16 protein-coding genes are annotated in these 17,646 nt (G+C 63.5%); 7 read left to right on the plus strand and 9 right to left on the minus strand.

All coding sequences use genetic code 11. The annotated features are described in order from the left end of the window. The first annotated feature begins 94 nt into the window (after positions 1 to 94). Positions 95 to 979: an alpha/beta fold hydrolase gene (locus HW466_RS06080; RefSeq protein WP_059501679.1), complete on the plus strand. Its 885-nt coding sequence runs from the start codon at positions 95 to 97 to the stop codon at positions 977 to 979. Positions 980 to 1,038: 59 nt separating this feature from the next. Here the strand turns inward: HW466_RS06080 and HW466_RS06085 are convergent, their stop codons facing one another. From HW466_RS06085 to HW466_RS06095, 3 genes are read right to left on the minus strand one after another with little or no spacing between them, the layout of a single operon-like run. Next, entirely contained in the window at positions 1,039 to 1,986 is a 948-nt protein-coding gene (locus HW466_RS06085; protein ID WP_151003130.1) for a GGDEF domain-containing protein, read from the minus strand. Continuing rightward, positions 1,983 to 2,609: a chemotaxis protein CheC gene (locus HW466_RS06090; protein WP_059448847.1), complete on the minus strand. Its 627-nt coding sequence runs from the start codon at positions 2,607 to 2,609 to the stop codon at positions 1,983 to 1,985. The genes HW466_RS06085 and HW466_RS06090 overlap by 4 nt, the downstream gene beginning before the upstream one ends. Then, on the minus strand, positions 2,602 to 2,970 hold the full coding sequence (locus HW466_RS06095; RefSeq protein ID WP_040138947.1) for a response regulator: 369 nt from the start codon (positions 2,968 to 2,970) through the stop codon (positions 2,602 to 2,604). The genes HW466_RS06090 and HW466_RS06095 overlap by 8 nt, the downstream gene beginning before the upstream one ends. Positions 2,971 to 3,436: 466 nt before the next feature. On the opposite strand from HW466_RS06095, the gene HW466_RS06100 reads away from it, so the two are divergent. Further along, positions 3,437 to 5,677 carry a hybrid sensor histidine kinase/response regulator gene (locus HW466_RS06100; RefSeq protein WP_059448846.1) on the plus strand — a complete coding sequence of 747 codons (2,241 nt, stop codon included), beginning with the start codon at positions 3,437 to 3,439 and terminating at the stop codon, positions 5,675 to 5,677. Positions 5,678 to 5,722: 45 nt separating this feature from the next. On the opposite strand, the gene HW466_RS06105 is transcribed toward HW466_RS06100, so the two are convergent. Beyond that, the gene (locus tag HW466_RS06105) at positions 5,723 to 6,277 is read right to left on the minus strand and encodes an NADPH-dependent FMN reductase (protein WP_059448845.1); all 555 of its coding nucleotides are present in this window, start codon (positions 6,275 to 6,277) and stop codon (positions 5,723 to 5,725) included. Between the two features lie 371 nt (positions 6,278 to 6,648). On the opposite strand from HW466_RS06105, the gene HW466_RS06110 reads away from it, so the two are divergent. Continuing rightward, on the plus strand, positions 6,649 to 7,245 hold the full coding sequence (locus HW466_RS06110) for an RNA polymerase factor sigma-70 (protein WP_059501294.1): 597 nt from the start codon (positions 6,649 to 6,651) through the stop codon (positions 7,243 to 7,245). Beyond that, the gene (locus HW466_RS06115) at positions 7,226 to 7,465 is read left to right on the plus strand and encodes a zf-HC2 domain-containing protein (protein WP_081081138.1); all 240 of its coding nucleotides are present in this window, start codon (positions 7,226 to 7,228) and stop codon (positions 7,463 to 7,465) included. The genes HW466_RS06110 and HW466_RS06115 overlap by 20 nt, the downstream gene beginning before the upstream one ends. A gap of 282 nt (positions 7,466 to 7,747) precedes the next feature. Here HW466_RS06115 and arsC read toward each other — a convergent pair whose 3' ends face one another. Then, the gene (arsC, locus tag HW466_RS06120; RefSeq protein WP_151003126.1) at positions 7,748 to 8,104 is read right to left on the minus strand and encodes an arsenate reductase (glutaredoxin); all 357 of its coding nucleotides are present in this window, start codon (positions 8,102 to 8,104) and stop codon (positions 7,748 to 7,750) included. A 915-nt stretch (positions 8,105 to 9,019) separates the two neighbouring features. On the opposite strand from arsC, the gene parA reads away from it, so the two are divergent. Both parA and HW466_RS06130 read left to right on the plus strand, forming a co-directional pair. Further along, positions 9,020 to 9,682, plus strand: coding sequence for a ParA family partition ATPase (gene parA / locus HW466_RS06125; protein ID WP_059448842.1), 663 nt, complete (start codon positions 9,020 to 9,022; stop codon positions 9,680 to 9,682). A 23-nt stretch (positions 9,683 to 9,705) separates the two neighbouring features. Further along, a complete protein-coding gene (locus tag HW466_RS06130) occupies positions 9,706 to 10,767 on the plus strand; it encodes a ParB/RepB/Spo0J family partition protein (RefSeq protein ID WP_059501287.1) in 1,062 nt (353 codons plus the stop codon). Between the two features lie 90 nt (positions 10,768 to 10,857). Here HW466_RS06130 and HW466_RS06135 read toward each other — a convergent pair whose 3' ends face one another. Then, complete coding sequence (locus HW466_RS06135; protein WP_059448840.1) at positions 10,858 to 12,222, minus strand: replication initiation protein; 1,365 nt, start codon at positions 12,220 to 12,222, stop codon at positions 10,858 to 10,860. 1,824 nt (positions 12,223 to 14,046) lie between these two features. Here HW466_RS06135 and HW466_RS06140 point away from each other — a divergent pair. Beyond that, a complete protein-coding gene (locus tag HW466_RS06140; protein WP_059501286.1) occupies positions 14,047 to 15,228 on the plus strand; it encodes a DNA-binding protein in 1,182 nt (393 codons plus the stop codon). Between the two features lie 139 nt (positions 15,229 to 15,367). Here HW466_RS06140 and HW466_RS06145 read toward each other — a convergent pair whose 3' ends face one another. The 3 genes from HW466_RS06145 to HW466_RS06155 all read right to left on the minus strand — a co-directional run bounded on the left by HW466_RS06145 (position 15,368) and on the right by HW466_RS06155 (position 17,603). Next, positions 15,368 to 16,381 (minus strand): tyrosine-type recombinase/integrase, encoded by a 1,014-nt coding sequence (locus HW466_RS06145; protein ID WP_059543506.1) that lies wholly within the window; start codon positions 16,379 to 16,381, stop codon positions 15,368 to 15,370. A 102-nt stretch (positions 16,382 to 16,483) separates the two neighbouring features. Continuing rightward, the gene (locus HW466_RS06150) at positions 16,484 to 16,861 is read right to left on the minus strand and encodes a DUF2471 family protein (RefSeq protein ID WP_059772564.1); all 378 of its coding nucleotides are present in this window, start codon (positions 16,859 to 16,861) and stop codon (positions 16,484 to 16,486) included. Positions 16,862 to 16,991: 130 nt separating this feature from the next. Next, positions 16,992 to 17,603 carry a helix-turn-helix domain-containing protein gene (locus tag HW466_RS06155; protein WP_059448836.1) on the minus strand — a complete coding sequence of 204 codons (612 nt, stop codon included), beginning with the start codon at positions 17,601 to 17,603 and terminating at the stop codon, positions 16,992 to 16,994. Positions 17,604 to 17,646 lie beyond the last annotated feature (43 nt).

The following is a 17,646-nucleotide window of genomic DNA, read 5'->3' on the forward strand; positions in this document are numbered from 1 at the left end:
CATGCGCCTGCGCACGGTCGGGCCGCGCGTGCATGCTTGGACGCGCGCAGCTTCGTCTAAGATGAACATCCTTCTCGAAAAAAACACGGACACCATGGAGACGAACGTAACCGCCGCCGCCCCCTCCGACCATCCCGTTTTCGTGCTGGTGCACGGCGCGTGGCACGGTGCGTGGTGCTATGCGCACGTCGCGGCCGCGCTGGCCGCGCGCGGCTACCTGTCGATCGCGCGCGACCTGCCCGCACACGGCATCAATGCCCGCTTTCCCGCGTCCTATCTCGAACGGCCGCTCGACGCGGACGCCTTCGGCGCCGAGCCGTCGCCGGTCGCGAATACGACGCTCGACGATTACGCGACGCAGGTGATGCAGGCCGTCGACGACGCCTATGCGCTCGGCCGCGGCAAGGTGGTGCTCGTCGGTCACAGCATGGGCGGCCTCGCGATCACGGCCGCGGCGGAGCGCGCGCCGGAGAAGATCGCGAAGATCGTTTATCTCGCGGCGTTCATGCCCGCGTCCGGCGTGCCGGGCCTCGACTACGTGCGTGCGCCCGAGAACAAGGGTGAAATGCTGGGTCCGCTGATGCTCGCGAGCCCGCGTGTCGCGGGCGCGCTGCGCATCGATCCGCGCAGTGGCGATCCCGCGTATCGCGCGCTCGCGAAGCGCGCGCTGTACGACGACGCGCCGCAGGCCGACTTCGAGGCAGTGGCGAACCTGATGACCTGCGACGTGCCCGCCGCGCCGTTCGCGACGGCGATCCCGACGACCGCCGCGCGCTGGGGCGCGATCGATCGCCACTACATCAAGTGCCTCGCGGATCGCGTGATCCTGCCCGCGCTGCAGCAGCGCTTCATCGACGAAGCCGACGCGTTCGTGCCCGGCAACCCGACGCACGTGCATCAGCTCGACAGCAGCCATTCGCCGTTCGTGTCGCAACCGGCCGTGCTGGCGGGCGTGCTCGCGGATATCGCGAAGAGCTGAACGGCGCGCACCGCACGCATCGCGCGGCGAGGGGCGACGAGCGAGCGGTGCTGCGTCAGTTATCCGTAGGCGACCGACCGATCGCGCCCGAGCCGCTTCGCGCGATAAAGCGCGGTGTCGGCCTCGTTGACGAGCGCGTCGAACGCCGCAGCGCCCGCCGTCGCGCAGGCGCCGCCGACGCTCGCCGTCACCGGCACGCTGACGCCTTCCGCATCGACCGGCGTGCTGCTGATCGCATCGCGCACCTTGTCGGCCACTCGCATCGCCTCATCGAGATTCGTGCACGGCAGCAGCAGCGCGAACTCCTCGCCGCCGAAGCGGCCGAACGTATCCTGCGCGCGCACGATCGACGCGACGCGGCGCGCCGTCTCGCGCAATACCGCATCGCCGACCGCATGCCCGAACCGGTCGTTGATCGTCTTGAAGTGATCGAGGTCGAACAGCAGCATCGACAGGTCGCCGCCGTAGCGCTGCCAGCGCGCGAACTCGTCGCTGAGCCGCGCTTCGAAGAAGCGCCGGTTCGCGATGCCGGTCAGGCCATCGCGGTTCGCATGCTCGCGCAGCTTCGCGACCGCCTCCTCGCGCTCGCGCTGCATCACGCTCACGTGGGTGACGTCCGAGATCGTCACGCACACGGCCTCGACTTCGCGGCCGCGCGTGAGCGGCATGAACGTGCAGTCCTGCTGCATGTAATCGACGCCGCCGGTGATCGGGCGGTCGTGCTCGAAGCGAAACAGGTAAGGCCGTTGCTCCCATGAGCTGAACGCGAAACTGCCGAGCTGAAACACGCTCTCGAGCTTGCGTTCGAGCCACGCGCGCGGCAGTTCCGGAAAGCGGTCGAACAGGTTGCGGCCGATCACGTCGGCAGCGGGAATACCGCTGTGGTCCTGCATGAAGCGATTCCACATCAGCACGTTCATCGCGCGATCGAGCACGAACAGGCCGAAGCCCACCCGTTCGATCACGAGGTCGCTGAGCGACGGGGCGGCGGTGGTCGTCGCGTTCATAGCGCGGACAGCAACGCGTCGAGCGCGTCGCCCATCAGCCGGATCGAATCCTCGGCCATCAGCATCACGAAATGTGCGCGGAATGCATGATCCTCGAGGCCGAAGTTCACTTCGAGCAGCAGCGCGACGCTCCACGCGAGCGCATTCGGCTGGAACACGTCTTCGAACGACACGTTCGCACCGAGCAGCCCCGGCGGAAAAAACACGGGCTTGCGGCCGAGTTCGTCGAGGATCGACGAGACGCACGCGCTCATCAGCACGTTCGAGACATCGAACACGAGTTCGTCCTGCGTGGCCATGCCGGCGTACACGCCGTCGCCGAACGTGCGGTCCATCAACGACATGAGCCGCGCGACGCCCGCGCTGCGGCACAGCACGATCGCCTCGCCCTTGATGTCGGAACGGAATCCCTGGCGCACGGCCGTCACGTTCTCGTGAATGCCGGTCATCTCGCGCAGCGCATCGCCCGCATCGGCGGCCTTCACGACGCGCACGCGCGGTACCGACAGCTCGATGAAATGCCCGAGCAGCAGCGCGAGCCGTGCGGCGGCGCGGCCCATCGCGAGGTTGGCGATCTCCTGCAACGCGTCGCGTTGCTCCGCCGTGAACACCGATTCAGGCATACAACCCATACTCCTTGAGAATGGGCAGCAACGCCTCCGACGTCACGGGCTTGGCAACGAATGCGATCGCGCCCAGTTCGCGCACGCGTGCTTGCGCCTGCGGCTGAATATCGGCGGATACCACGATCACGAACGTGTTCAGATCTTCGTGGCGCAGTGTCTCGAGCACCTGATAGCCGTTCATGTCGGGCATCGTCAGGTCCAGAAACATCACGGAAGCTTTGCCGTCACGATAGAGCGCCAGCGCCTCGCGACCATTCGCCGCATACGCGACGTCGACGTCCCAGTCTCCCGGCAGTGCCTTTGTCAGAAGTTTGCGAGCGAGCAAGGAGTCGTCGGCGATCACGATCGGCAAAGGCATGGCGGCGAAGCGGTATACGGAATGGTCTCTCTCGCGTTAACGACCGCGCGGCGCCCTTCTTGAGGCGCCATGCAATCAAGCGCGGGCACCACCGTGCGGCCGCATGCGGGCGTCGCGGCGCGAGGCACGCGACACACCGCGCCGCGAACGCCGGCGGGCGCATATATCTGTCATAGGGAAAGCAAGGCGCGATTCTCTGAGTAAACCGAAGGTAGTGCAACTCGCCATTTTCACCATTTCGAACAAAATCGATTCGATCTCCCCGCATTCCGAAAACAGCCCAGACCATTTTCGAGATAAGCACGCAAAATTTTTCCTTGTGTACGTTTGCGCTGCCGGATTCATAGCGTTTTCAAACTTTCATTTGCCCCTGTCGGAATCATCAGGTTGTCCGTCCATGCGCCGGCACGGCGAGCAGGCGCAACTCGTTTATGATTGAACATCTCTGCCTGGCCCGCCTCCCTCGATGACGTCCGAACGTCCTGCCGACACCAGCCCGCCCGCCTCACCACCCGCCGACGACTGGCAGGACGACGGCAACTATGCGTCCGGCGCTCCCGAGCACGATTTCGCGGTCAGGCGCGTGACGTTGATCGTGTTGCTGGTCGCGGCGATCGTGCTGCCGTGCATCTATGTGTCGGTCATGGCGTACAACGATCTGCAGGCGCGCGAGGCCGCTGCGAGCGACGTGACGATGCGCACCGTGCGCGTCGCCGAGGAGCATGCGCTCAAGGTGTTCGACCTGAGCGAGACGCTCGATGCGCGCATCGTCGACCTCGTGCAGGACATGGACGACGCCACCGTGCGCCGCCAGGAATCCGACATCCACGAAGCGCTGAACACGATCGGCGGCGGCTATCCGCAGGTGGCCGCGGTGTCGATCTTCGGCGCGAGCGGGATGCTGCTCGCGAACAGCCTTTACTATCCGGCGCCGTATGCGTCGATCGCGTATCGCGACGACTTCGCCGGCATCCGCGACGGCAAGGTGATCGAACACATCTCGAAGCTGATGATGGGCCCACTCAAGCTCGAGAACATCCCCGTGTTCAACACGGGCGTCGCGCGACGCCACAGCGACGGTTCATTCGCCGGGATGGTATCGATCGCACTGAAGTCGTCGTATTTCAATGCGTTCTACCGCGACCTGCTCGGCGGCGCGGCCACGCCGATGACGATGGCGCTCGCGCGCTCCGACGGCGCGGTGATCGCGTCGTATCCGCCGCCGCCGTCGCTCGCGCACACCGATCTCACGGCCACGTTCGGCAACGCGCGCAACGATCCGCGCGCGGGCGTCGTGCGCGTGCGCCACGACGGCGCCAGCGAGATCGTCGCGTATCGCCAGGTCGGCAGCTATCCCGTATACGTGACCTGCGCGTACCGCACCTCCGCGATCTGGCATGAATGGTACGAACACCTGAGCGTGCTGTTCATCTCGATGTTCGCGCCGTCCGTCGCGCTGTGGTCGGTGATCTGGCTGTCGCTGAAGCGGCTGAAGGCGGAAGAGGAGGCCTGGGATCGCTGGCAGGCGGAAGCGTCGATGCGGCGCTCGATCGAATCGGCCTACCGGCAGTCGCGCAAGATGCAGGCACTCGGCAATCTCGTCGGCAGCGTCGCGCACGACTTCAACAACCTGCTGATGATCATCTCGAGCAACGTGCAGATCGCGCGGCGACGCGGCGTCCAGCATCTCGACAAGGAACTCGGCGCGATCGAGCGCGCACTGAAGAACGGCCAATCGCTCACGCGGCAGTTGCTCGGCGTCGCGCGCAAGCAGCCGCTGCACAACGAGACGATCGACGTCGGCCAGTGGCTCGGCACGTGCCGCGAACTGTTGAAGACGTCGCTCGGTTCGAAGTCGTCGCTGGTCGTCGCGATCGAGCCCGGCGTGTGGCCGATCCGGGTCGATGTCGCGGAGCTCGAGCTCGCGGTGATCAATCTCGCCGTCAATGCGCGCGATGCGATGACCGTCGGCGGCCGCTTCACGGTCGGCGCGCGCAACGTCACGCTGCGCCGCGAGGACGGTTTTCCGCTGATCGGCGACTTCGTGCAGATCTCGCTCGACGACACGGGCTCGGGCATGGCGCCCGAGGTGCTCGCGCGCGCGTTCGAGCCGCTGTTCACGACGAAGGCGCAGGGGATGGGAACCGGCCTCGGGCTGCCGCAGGTGTTCGCGTTCTGCGAGCGCTCCGGCGGCCTCGCGACGATCGACAGCGCGGTCGGCGCCGGAACGTCGGTGCGCCTTTATCTGCCGCGCGCTCGCGCCGAGGACATCGTCGCCCGCTCGCAGCCCGTCTCGCACGACGCCGCCGCGCACACCGGCCTGCATGTGCTGCTGGTCGAAGACAACAGCGAAGTCGCGGCCGGCACCGAAGCGCTGCTGACGCTGCTCGGGCACCGCGTCACCTACGCACCCACCGCCGACGAAGCGTTGCGCCTGATCGAGGGCGCGGCCGCGAACGACGCATTCGATCTGGTGATCTCGGATATCCACATGCCGGGCCGCCTGAACGGCATCGATCTGGCCGAAGCGATCGACAAGCGGCCAGGGAAGCTCCCCGTGATCCTGGTCACGGGATATGCGGAGGAACTCGACCGCACGCGTACCGTCAACGTGCGGGTGTTGTCGAAGCCGTTCGACATCGCGCTGCTCGACGAGATTCTGCTCGGCATCCGCGAAGCGCGCGATGCTCGGCACGCCGGCACCTGACCCGCGGCGTGCGGGCCGGTGCCGGGTGCGTGAAGGCAATGGCGATCAGGCCGCCTTCAGCATGCGCACCCAATCGACGTAGCGATCGACGAAGCCCTGCAGGAACTTTCGGGTGTCGTCGCTGACGATTCGCCCCTCGTCGTCGATGCGCGCCGGGTCATGCTTGATGAACATTTCCGGCTGCCCGAGCGTCTTCACGTCGAGATACGCGAGCACGTTGCGCAGATGCTGCTGCGCGAGCGCGGTGCCGACCGCGCCCGGCGACGTGCCGAGCACGGCGCCCGGCTTTCCGGACCACGAGTTGTGACCCCACGGGCGCGAGCCCCAGTCGAGCGCGTTCTTCAGCACGCCGGGGATCGAGCGGTTGTATTCGGGCGTGACGAACAGCAGCGCATCGGCGGCTTCGATCGACTGCTTGAAGCGCCGCGCGACTTCCGGAAAATCCGCGTCGTAGTCCTGGCTGTACAGCGGCAGCTCGCCGATCTCGACGAATTCGAACGAGAAATCGGCCGGAGCGAGGGAAATCGCGGCGTGCGCGAGCGCGCGGTTCCAGGAACCGCGACGCAGGCTGCCGACGACGACTGCAACACGATAGGACATGGCGTTCTCCTTCCGGTGAGTGACGAATCGGATCGATTGATTCCGGCCAGGCGACAAAGGTCTGTTTATAGGCAAGCCAGCCCGCGAGCCGTCCCACGGGGCCGACCGGCCGACTTTCCACAAGGTTTTCCACAGAAATTGTGGATAACTTGGCCGTTTTGATCGGATGTTACAGACTGCTCGGGCCGCGCGTTTCACGGCGCGTGGCGCGGGGCTTCGGCAAGCATAGCGCAGCGCGCCGGCCGGCTTCGTGAATTCCAGACGGAACATCCGTTGCAGCGCGGCGTCTCGCCCAGTAAGCTGCTCGCACCGCGATGCGCCCGCCCGGCGCGCCCACGATCGCCTCCGTTTCGTAAGGCTTCCGACCCGCCATGCCGTCCGCATACGACGACCCCGCCTATCTCGCGCAACTACGCCGCGACCTGTTGCGCTTCGCACGTCTTCAGCTGCGCGATGCCGATGCGGCCGAGGATGCGGTGCAGGAAGCGCTGACCGCTGCGTGGACGCACGCGGGCGAGTTCGCCGGGCGATCGGCCCACAAGACCTGGGTGTTCGGCATCCTGCGCAACAAGCTGATCGACATTCTGCGCGCGCGGCAGCGGACGGTGAGTCTGTCCGCACTCGATGCAGAGCTCGATGGCGAGTCCGTGCTCGATCGCGAGCTGTTCAAGGAAAACGGGCACTGGGCCGCGCACACGAAGCCGCGACCCTGGGCGCGGCCCGAAACGCTGTTGCAACAACAGCAGTTCTGGACGCTGTTCCAGGCCTGCCTCGACCACCTGCCGGAACACATCGGGCGCGTGTTCATGATGCGCGAATTCCTCGACGTCGAGATTGCCGACATCTGCAGCGAACTGACGTTGACGACGAATCACTGCAGCGTGCTGCTGTATCGGGCGCGCACGCGCCTGCGCACCTGCCTCAGCGAAAAAGGACTGACGACCGAAGATGCTGCCGGGGAAATGTAAAGACGTGACGCGATTGCTGTCGGATGCGCTCGACCGCGCGTTGACGCTTCATGAGCGCGTGCAGGTGCACGTGCATCTGCCGACATGCAGCGGATGCCGCGCATATCGCGGGCAGATCGCGCTGCTGCGGACGGCGGCGCATGTGGCGGCGGGGCGGGGGTTAGGCGATGAAGCGGGTGGTGAGGGGGGCGAGGCGTCGGGTGGTGGGACGAAGGGTTAAGCTGACGACGGCGGGCTGGGCGTGCGCGTTGTGGTGAACGGTGGGTGCCGGTTGACGTCGTGACGTCGTGAGGTCGATGCTGGCGGGGGCTCGCTGGGCTCGCTGGGCTCGCTGGGCTCGCTGGGCTCGCTGGGCTCGCTGGGCTCGCTGGGCGCGACGGTCGAGTACGGGCGGTGCGCTGCGTGGCGTCGGAGGAGGTAGGTTGCGGTTGCGAATTTGTCAGTCGATCCCGGCGCGCTCGCGCCGGGATCGATGCGATAAGAAAAATACGCCGAATTGAAATTATTCGAACAGCGCTCGCACCAACTCAGGCGGGCGGCCGATCGCGGCCTTGCCTCGATACACGACGATCGGACGCTGCAGCAAAATCGGATGCGCAGCAATCGCTGCGTAGGCCTCCGCGTCCGTCAGATCCGCACGGGCCAGATTCAGCGTCTTGTACGGCTCCTCGCCGTCGCGAATCATGTCGCCCACCGGGCGCTCGAGTTGACGATGCAGTGCTTCCAGTTCCTCGACGGTCGGAGGCGTCTTCAGGTACTCGACGACGTTTACCGGCGTGCCGGTCGTGTTCAGCGTCTCGACCAGTGCGAGCGTCTCTCGGGACTTCGAGCAGCGGGGATTGTGGTAGATCGTGATCATCGTTCGGCCTGAATGGGAAAGGCCCGTATTGTAGCCAGTCTGGCTACGGGTGTTTTGGCGGGTGTGAGCACACGGATGGAAGGGGAGTTGGAGTCGCGGTGTGGCGAGCGGGCAGGCTCTGTTGCGCCGATGAGCGCGTAACCGGTCCGATGCGTTTATGCGCATAAAGTGCGTTGCATGGACACTTGCGGCACCTTCTTCGTTGCGGATGGCTGAGGGCATAAGACTCATTGTGATGTCGTGTTACCAGCGCCTACGCACCGCCGCCGAATGTATCCGTCAGTGGGTTTATGCGCATAAAGTCGTCGCGTACCGCAGTGAGATGGATCGCCGATATCGCGGTCGGGCCCAGCTTCGGTACCTCGAACACATAGCTGCGCAATATGCGACGGTGTCCGGGGCATCGTCTTTCTTCACTCGTCGGCGGGGGACCCCTGACAACTACCGAGTCCTCGATGGATTTATGCGCATAAACACGGGGCGGGACCGGCAGTGCGCTTCGTCGCCGGACCTAGAAGGTATCGCATCGCAGCGGTCTGGGCCGCACGGTATCCGTCATCGGAGAGCATGTTCGATTGACGGCTCCGACGCGTCGATGCGCTCGTCACTGCCGAAGTTTATGCGCACAAACTCGCCACCATCAAAGCAGCCGCCTTCAACGATCGAACGTGGTCCGATGCATTGCGCCGCTCAGCGCGCCGAAGGCGACAGCGAAATTGCGTGTCGTCACGACGATTCCGCTCATCGTCCAATGCAGCAATCTCGCGTGCCTGCGCCAGCCATCCGGCATCGACCGTTCGTTTATGCGCATAAACCCATAGCCCGAACGGCTAACGCGTAGTTGTCGAACGACAATTTCATTGAAATATAAATATCGTCCTGTAGAATTCCAACGACCAAAAACAGGAGTGAAAATTGGCCGCGGAAATCATTGCAGTCACTCAACAAAAAGGTGGCGTCGGCAAAAGCACGATTGCCATGCACCTCGGCGCTGCATTCCATGAGAAAGGAAAGCGCGTCCTCGTCATCGACGCAGACGGTCAAAACACACTGGTTCACTGGTCGAGCGCTTCGGGTGACAGCGACACCGGCATCCCGTTCCCGGTCGTCAACCTCGCCGAAGCCGGCGGCCAGATCCATCGCGAAATCAAGAAGTTCATCAACGACTACGACATCATCGTCGTCGACTGCCCGCCGTCGATCACCGAGAAGGTCTCCGGCGTCGTGCTGCTGGCCGCATCGATCGCCGTGATCCCGACTTCGTCATCGCCAGCCGATTACTGGTCGAGCGTCGGGCTGGTCAAACTGATCCAGCAGGCTCAGGTGATGAACGAAGACCTGCGCGCCGTCTTCCTGCTGAACAAAACCGAAGAGAAGCGCATGCTGACCCGCGAGCTCAAGCGCGCGCTCGAGGAACTCGGCTTCCCGTTGCTGAAGACGCAAATCCCGACCCGGGAAGCATATAAGCAGGCAATGGCGCTCGGTCAGACCGTGCTGCAGATGAACGATCGTGGCGCCAAGCTGGCCGCCGCGGAGATCCGCGCATGCGCCGACGAAATCGTCGCCATGCTGCCCTGACTTTATGCGCATAAAGGAGTCACATGAAACCCTCCCAATTTGCAAAAGGATTCCAAGCGCGCCCGGATATCACGACGAGCGAGAAGCGCACGGCGCTTGATCGGCTGAATGCCATCGACGGCATCGTCAAATCCGAGACGGCCACACCGGCCCCGACGAAGTCCGCCAAGAAGGACATCGCGCCGCCACCGGTTCCGGACACCTTGCTCGACCCGGCGACCGACGAATCGCCGCAATATCGCGCGTGGCGCCTCGAGAACCGCTATGCGCCCGGCCAAGTGATCGAACTGCCGCTGAAGGCGATCAAGCATAGCCCGTTCAACCCGCGGCACTTCTATCTAAAGTCGTCGATTGCCGAACTCGCAGTCAACCTCGCGAAGCAAGGGCAACAGCAGGCGATCCACGTAATTCCAGACTACGACAATCCAGGTTCGTATTTCGTCAGCGATGGCGGCCGCCGCGTGCGTGCGTTGAAGGAAGCAAACAAGGAGTCGGTGAAGGCAATCGTGATCGACGTGCCGATCGGAATCCAGAGCTACAAGCTCGGCTACGACCTGAACGTGCAACGCGATTCGCAGACGGTGTTCGACAACGCCGTCGTATGGCGCCGCTTCCTCGACGAAAAACATTTCCAGAGCCAGAAGGAACTGTCCGAGCACCTCGGCCTCGACGAGTCGACGGTCGCGGTTGCGCTGTCGATCGGCAAGCTGCCGGAGAGCGTGATGCAGGAGATGGTCGCGCGCCCGGATCGCTTCGGGTCGAACATGGCGTACCAGGTCGGCCGTTATCACAATGCACGCGGTACCGAGGCGACACTGCGGCTGATTAACAAGATCGTGTCCGACGATCTCAGCACGCGCCAGGTGTCGGACATCGTCAAGGGGCGCGTCGCGGCGCAGGAAACGCCCAAGCCGGCGGGCCGTCAGCGCTATGCGCAGCGTCTCGAGATCAAGCTCGGCGGCAAGTCGGTCGGCGACCTGAAGTCGTATGGCGAAGACCGCATCGAACTGCGCCTGCGCGGTCTCCCGAAGGACAAACGTGACGCGATCCTCGAGCAGCTCGAGCGGATGCTGTTGTCGGAGTGATGGACACGGCCGACAGCGCCTGGCGAGGAGCCGGCGCTGCCGGCCAGGCCGGCGCCCGGCGATGGCGCGCCAGAGGGGCCTGAACGGGTCTCAGGCGGCCCGTGACTGATTCAGGGTGAACGACAGCAGGTCGCCGTCGGTCGGCTCGCCCCAGGTCTTCTGGGCAAGCCAGTCGAAAAACGCCGTCTCGGCCAGCTTGGAATCGAGACCGCGCTTGCGCCAGTCGTCGCGCAGGTGCGAGCCCATCGTCGGCAACACCTCCGACTCGAACGACTCGCGCGCCACTTCGCGCTCCGCGTCGCCCTGCTCCTCGTACAGCACCTTCGCTTCCTTGCGGCGGAACGCAGCGAATTCGCTCAACAGACGCGCCTTCAGGTCGTCGGGCTGCGCCGCTACGGCCTTCGTGGCGGGCGTGCCGGAAGGCAGCGCGTCGACGGACTCGACCGGCGGCGCATAACCCTTCTTCAGCGCGTCCTTGAACAACGCGGGCGCACTGCGCACCGGCGGCAGCGTCGTGCTGCGCATCCGCTGCTCGGTCATCTGCAGTGCGGCGCGAATCCGGTTTTCCTCGCTGTCCGCGTAGAGCGTCTGCGCTTCCTTGAGCGGAATCCCGAGCTTCACCATCCGGTCGACCAGCGTGCTGTCGAACACGTTCGGATGCTCGTCGAGCGCGAGCATCGGCTGCTTGCGCTCGGTCACGCGGAACTGGATCTCCGCGACCCGCCGCCCTTCGCGATGCTCGATCAGCTCGACGAAGATGTTCGTGACCGCATTGACCTCGGCGATCGCCGGACGCAGGTAATCGCGCTTGAAATACTTGTACTCGCGCTTCGCCTCGTCGCCGGCCTCCGTATCGGGCGTGCCCGACAGGATCGGCCGCCACCATTCCCACGGCTCGCGCATCGTCAGATGGCTCGGGTTCGTCAGATAGCGCACGCAGATTTCGTAGAGCGCGAGGCCAGCGCTGCTGCGCAGCTGGCTCTGGAACTGCAGGCTCAGACGCGCGTACTGGACCGGGTCGAGCAGCTTCTTCTTGATCTTCGGTGCAAATGAAAATTCGACCCACACGCGGCGGGTGGCCGGATCCTCGAGAATTTCGGCATCGGCGATCAGCGTCGAGATCCCCCACTTGCGGCCCGGCTTCTGGCTCGACGTTCCCGTGCTCCATTCGACCTGGACCGACACCATGCGGCGCAGGTGTTCCTTCACCAAAGCGGTGTCGTTCGAATCGAAGGCGGAGTTGGCGACGATGTCCGACAGCAGCGCGCGATAGGTATCGCCCGAGTCGTCGGCCTGCTGCGCGACGGCGAGCAGGACGTTGAACAGCTTGCGGGTGAGGAGCGTGATCTTGCCGCTCTTCGGCTGAATTGCGATTGCCTCGACGGCCTTTCGCAATTCGGCTGAACTGGCACTCACCACATCCACATCGGTTTTCTTGGCGCGCTTCGTGGCCATGCGTCAGGTCGGAGGAGAAGTTTCACGGAAGGATAGCGCCTGTGGTGATGTGCGTCCAGAACGACATGCTCACCATAGCCGGTGAAGGGCGCATGCAAAACGGCACTCACCCCAACTTTCTCCCGAAAACCCTCACCGGTCCGGATTTAAAGCCTTTTGGACTCGTCCAGACGTGTCGCGGGATGCGCGGATTCACAGATTTTCACCTGTGCCCGATACGTGCGTAACGTGCTCCCGTATCGGCTCACCTTTCCATTTGTCGTAATTTTACGACTGCACGGCTCCGGTCTTCATCACAGGGGGGCCACTGGCTGCCGTGGCATCGCTCGGCGGGGACCCGTAACGCCCTGTATGCATGTACAGGCGCGGCCGACGAGACGGTCGCGGCGGCATCCGGTACCGAAAACCGGCATCGAAGCGCGGCTTCGCAGCGGCGCTCGATACCGTTCCACATGCCCGGGCGCGCATTGTACAGCGCACAGAAACCAGCGGGTCCCGAAAATCCTCACCTTATCAGTTCGACATTCTGTGACCTGGATACCGATACATCCCCGACACACGCGGGACCCGCCGCCAGCGCCTCCCGAAAAACCTCACCTTAATGATAAAAGCGGCGTTCGAACGGACGCGAAAGCTGCTCCCGAAAACTCTCACCGTAACCGCCGCGGTATCAAAAATGTCAATGCCATCCGATACTTATGCGCGTCCTGTGTGCGGCTGTGCAGGGCGATCGTCCCCCCGAAAAGCCTCACCTTTACGGCACTCCAGTGTAGGCGGCAGCCGGACGCCGACTCCCGAAAATTCTCACCTTTGCCAAAAACTGGCACAGCGAAAATCGGATTTCCGCCAGTCCCGGCGGGCCTTTCGGCCAATTCCCCGCGCTTCGGATCCCGGAAAGTCTCACCTGTGACGAATTTTTCAGCAAATACCTCTCCTGAAAAACCTCACCTTGAAGGCGGCCGACGACCTGTGATCGATGCCCCGAAAAAGCTCACCTTATCGGGATCCGGGCAGGAAAACCCGGATTTCGCTCCCGAAAAGCCTCACCTTTCGGCCTCCACCGGCACCACAGCGCACTTTTGCTGTGCAAAACGAGGGCCGTTTCCCGGAAATCCTCACAGCAAATCCCTGTGGAGTCCCGTGAAACCTCACCTTTGTCGAAAACTGCCCAAAAGATGGGCAAAATGAGGGCACGAAGAAGGTCCCGCAAATTCTCACCTATGTCTGCACAGGCAGAAAACTGTGAAAGCAGACACAGCATGGGTTCCATGGCTGTGCGGCCCCGAAAAATCTCACCTTTGAGGAATCTCGTGTTTCACTGTGATCCCGAATCCGCTCACGACCTTTCCCGCATCGGCTCACGCAGGCCCCCGAACCCCATCACTTCAGCTCCCGCAGAAGGTCACCTTGGTTCCCGTAAAACTTCACCTTGTCGGCTCGAAAGCCTTGCTACATAAGGCTGAGCCGTGGCGTTAACGTTTTTAACTAAGGGTTCAAGGGTGTTTACTTCTAATACTCTCAAGACCTCGGCCTTCGAGTTTTCCACAGAGAAGCCGAACCCTGAACACCAAATGGCTACGATGACGCTCCGCGTGTGAAACAAGTGCACTTTTTCGGGGCTCGCTCGAAATCGCTTTCGAGACAAAGACTTGCGGTGCTTTCTTCGCTTTGTTTCACGGAATTGAAGGACTGGCTCAGCAGGATTGACTCCCAGGCCAGCTTTCTGCACAGACCGACGTAAATTCGCCACGCCTCCCGAGATTTAGTATCAAAAAATACGTATTTCGTTATGATTGCAACATGTCAATGTCTGTGAGTCCTGCCATGACGCTGGATGAAATGCGTGAAGTCATTCGAGAAGAACTGGAATCGCTCCGCGCGAGCGGCGCGCGACGCCAAGAGTTGTCGCTGCATGCGTGCAAACGGTTGTTTTTCGATCTCGGTATCCGACCGTCGGCTGCGAACGTTCGCGACCTGACCCAGACCGGCAGCGCCAGCGACATCCCGAAGGACATCGACCATTTCTGGGAACGCATCCGTTCCGCCTCGAAAATTCGGCTCGATGGTGCGGCGATCCCGAAAGCGGTCGAGGAAAAGGCAGGTGCGTTGCTCGGCGCACTCTACGAAGAGGCGTTGAAAGCGGCCAGGGAAAGCCTCGATATCGATCGCGAACAGGTTCGCGCCGGCTTGGCCGATGCGGAACAGCGGCTGCGCGACGCCATGGTTCGCCAGGAAACCCTTGAGAGTGCACTGACGCGCAGTGAAACGCGAAACGAGCAACTGCAGGCGCGTGTGACCGAACTCGAGGTGCAGCTCGCGTCGCAATCGACGCACGGTTCGGCGAACGAGGCGACGCTGCTCACCACTATCGCGCGGCTTGAAAAGGAATTGGCCGCCATGGCTGGCCGAGTCGACACCGAGCAGACGCAGAACGCGACGCTGCGCGACCGCATCGACACGCTCCAAGCCGAATTGCAGCAGCGCACCGAACACTATGCGCAGCAGATCAAGGATGCGGTAGCCGAAGCCGAACGCCGCGTGAAACCGATGCTGGTCGAGCTGGACTCGCTACGCAGCATGGCGTCGACCTACCAGAGCGGTCTGCGCGACGTGCAGCGCAAGGAATTCGATTTTCTTCAACAGCTGAGTTCGGCCAAGGCCCGGGCGGACCGACTCGAGGAACAGCTCCGCACCCAAAGCGACGAACTGGACCGTGCCACACGCGAGGTGAATACGCTGCGTGCCAGCCGCGGGATGAATCCGGAGATTTCGGCGCTGATTCGGCGCTTGGCCGATGCAGGCCAGCTCGATGCAGAGGCGTTTTCCGTGATCGGGACATCACTGGACCATGAGACTCCGGTGCCGACCCAGTGCCCGCATTGCGACGGCGAACCGGAGTTGTCGCATGGCGACGACGGCTTCGAAGTGTCGTGCCCCGAATGCGAACATGCTTCAGGGCCTTGGCCTTCCCGATTCGAAGCGGTCGCGCGCTTTGCGCGCGATTGACGTGTCGCTCGGCACAGAGATCTCACAGGTGAGGAGATACGGGATGCGGGAGGTGAGGTTTTTCGGGAGCTGTGAAACGGTGAGGCGCCGCCACGCAAGGCTGCTCACGGATCATGTCGCGTGAGCAGCCGGTTCGGCATCAGTGAGTTTCGTCCTGCTCGGACGCGTCACCATTCGCGAGATCATCGCGCCAGTTTTTCCATGCGCGGTGAAGGCGGTTCGACGAGATCGGCCGCATGAAGCCGAGCCATTTGCCGACCCGCTCGGGCGGCACGTCATGCTCGAACAGTTCGGCTGCGTAAGTGTTGCGCAGCGTTTGCGGGCTCGCGCGCGCGGTGCGTGACGACGTGAGGCCTGCGGATTCGACGATCGCATCGATCGCGCGCAGCATCGTCGCCTTGTGCATCGGCCGCCCGGCATGCGAGGCAGGGAACACGAGCTCGCCCGGAATCTCCTGGCGCTTGCGCTCGACGAGCCATGCTTCGAGCAACGCGATCGCGAACGAGGCCAGATGGGTTTCGCGCGCGAAATCGGGATGCGTCGACGGGATCTGCAGCGACGTTCCGCTCGTATTGATGCAACTAATCGTGAGCACGCGTGCTTCGCCGGTCTTCACGCCGGCACCGAGAAATGCGGCGACGAGCGCGCGGTCGCGCCGCTCCTTCCAGTATGCGGAGCCGGATACGCCAATCGGCGAAAACAGGTAGGCCAACAACTTCGCGCGTTCCGCCGGTGTCAGGAAACCGGTCGGTTCATTGTCGCGTGCCTGACGCCAGTTCGCTTCGCCATCCTGAGCAATGAAGCGCGCCGGGTTGGTGGATGCGAGCTCGGTCCGCCGGATGTGGTCGAGAACGCGTTCGATCAGCCGGAGATAGCGCAATCGCTGGGTCTTCCGGATGGGAAGCTCGCCGACGAAATTTGCGATCGTAGCGGTATCGACCGTCGCGAGGTTTTTCTGATGTGCGCGCAACCATGTGAGGAAGGCGCCCCATTGTGCGCGATAGACGTCGGCCGACGAACGGCGGTAGTCCTGCATGGCGAGCCAGGCGTCGAACGCGGTTTCGGGCGAGACGATCCAGTCGGACGCGCCGCGGTCGAACAGATCCTTTTCTTCCGGGCGTATGGGCGTGTCGGAGGATGTTGGAAGGGACATGTGATTTATTCCGTTAGTTGCGTATATGGTAGCCCTATTCGCAACGTCGCGGGCAGCAGGATGCGGGAGCCGGCCGCCGTGTCGATCGGCCGGGGCCTGTCGTCAGTCGCCCCATGCCTTGGACGGACGATGAATGCGCTCGCGTGAAGGCGCTTCCTGCGATTTGGCCGCGGCTTCATACGCAAGGACCGCGAACGAGAAGACAGCGGGCAACGCGTTCGATTGTCCGAAGTCGATGGGTTCATCCGTTTCGGGAAAGGTCATGTCCGACGGTCGTTCGAACAGCTGGCGCATGCCGGCTTCGTGCCGACTGGCAAAGCCGAGATCGGCGAGCGCTTCGGCTTCGATGGCGTGCAGCAGGCGCCACGACAGCGGGACGCGCTGTTGGATGTAGCGCCCGGCTATATGGCGGACAATCAGTTCCAGGTCGTGCGCGGCAGCCTTGAAGCTGAGCGCGGCCAAGTCTTGTTCTTCTGTCATCGCAGGCTCCTGTCGACCGGAGCGGGCGCCTCGGTGCCCCGACCCCGGCCAATGCATGGCGGAATGTCCGTATACTGTACAAACATACAGTATTTTCCGCAACTGGCCTTTCGGCCAGCTAGCCGCATCGTCAGCGATGTATCACGATCAGTAATGCGCGCGCTTCGGCCTTGCCGGGGTTGCGGATCGCGTGCGGCGTGTCGGCCGGGTAGCGTGCGGTATCGCCCGCCTTCAGGCGCCGGCTGGCCGCTGCGGCTTCGATTTCCATCGCGCCCTGCAGCACGGTGAGGTGTTCGCGCGTGCCGGGTTCGTGCGCGTTCGACACGAGCGCGCCACCGCCCGGCAGCGTCAGCTCGTACCACTCGAACTTGCCGGCCAGCTCGATCGGGCCCCAGACGCGCAACTGATAGCGGCCGTCGTGGCCGGCGAGCGTCGGGATGTCGTGCGGGCCGTCCACGCGGATCGCCTCCGGCGCTTTCGGTTGCGAGAACAGCTCGTCGAGCGTGATGCCGAGCGCATTCGTGAGCCGCCATGCGACCGCGATCGTCGGATTGGCCTTGTCGCGCTCGATCTCGGAGAGCATCGACTTCGATACGCCGGCTGCGCGCGACAGGTCGTCGAGGGTCAGCCTGCGCTCGTTGCGCAGGCGCTGGATTTGCTCGCCGACGCGCGGAGGGGTCACGCCCGGCTGCTGCGGTGCGGCGCCGGCAGGCGTGCGCCGCGACGCGGAGGAACTTGCCATTTGATTTCCGTTCGCTTAGAGTTGTTCGGTATTTCGAATTTGA

Source organism: Burkholderia territorii (assembly GCF_902833055.1).
GTDB lineage: Bacteria > Pseudomonadota > Gammaproteobacteria > Burkholderiales > Burkholderiaceae > Burkholderia > Burkholderia territorii.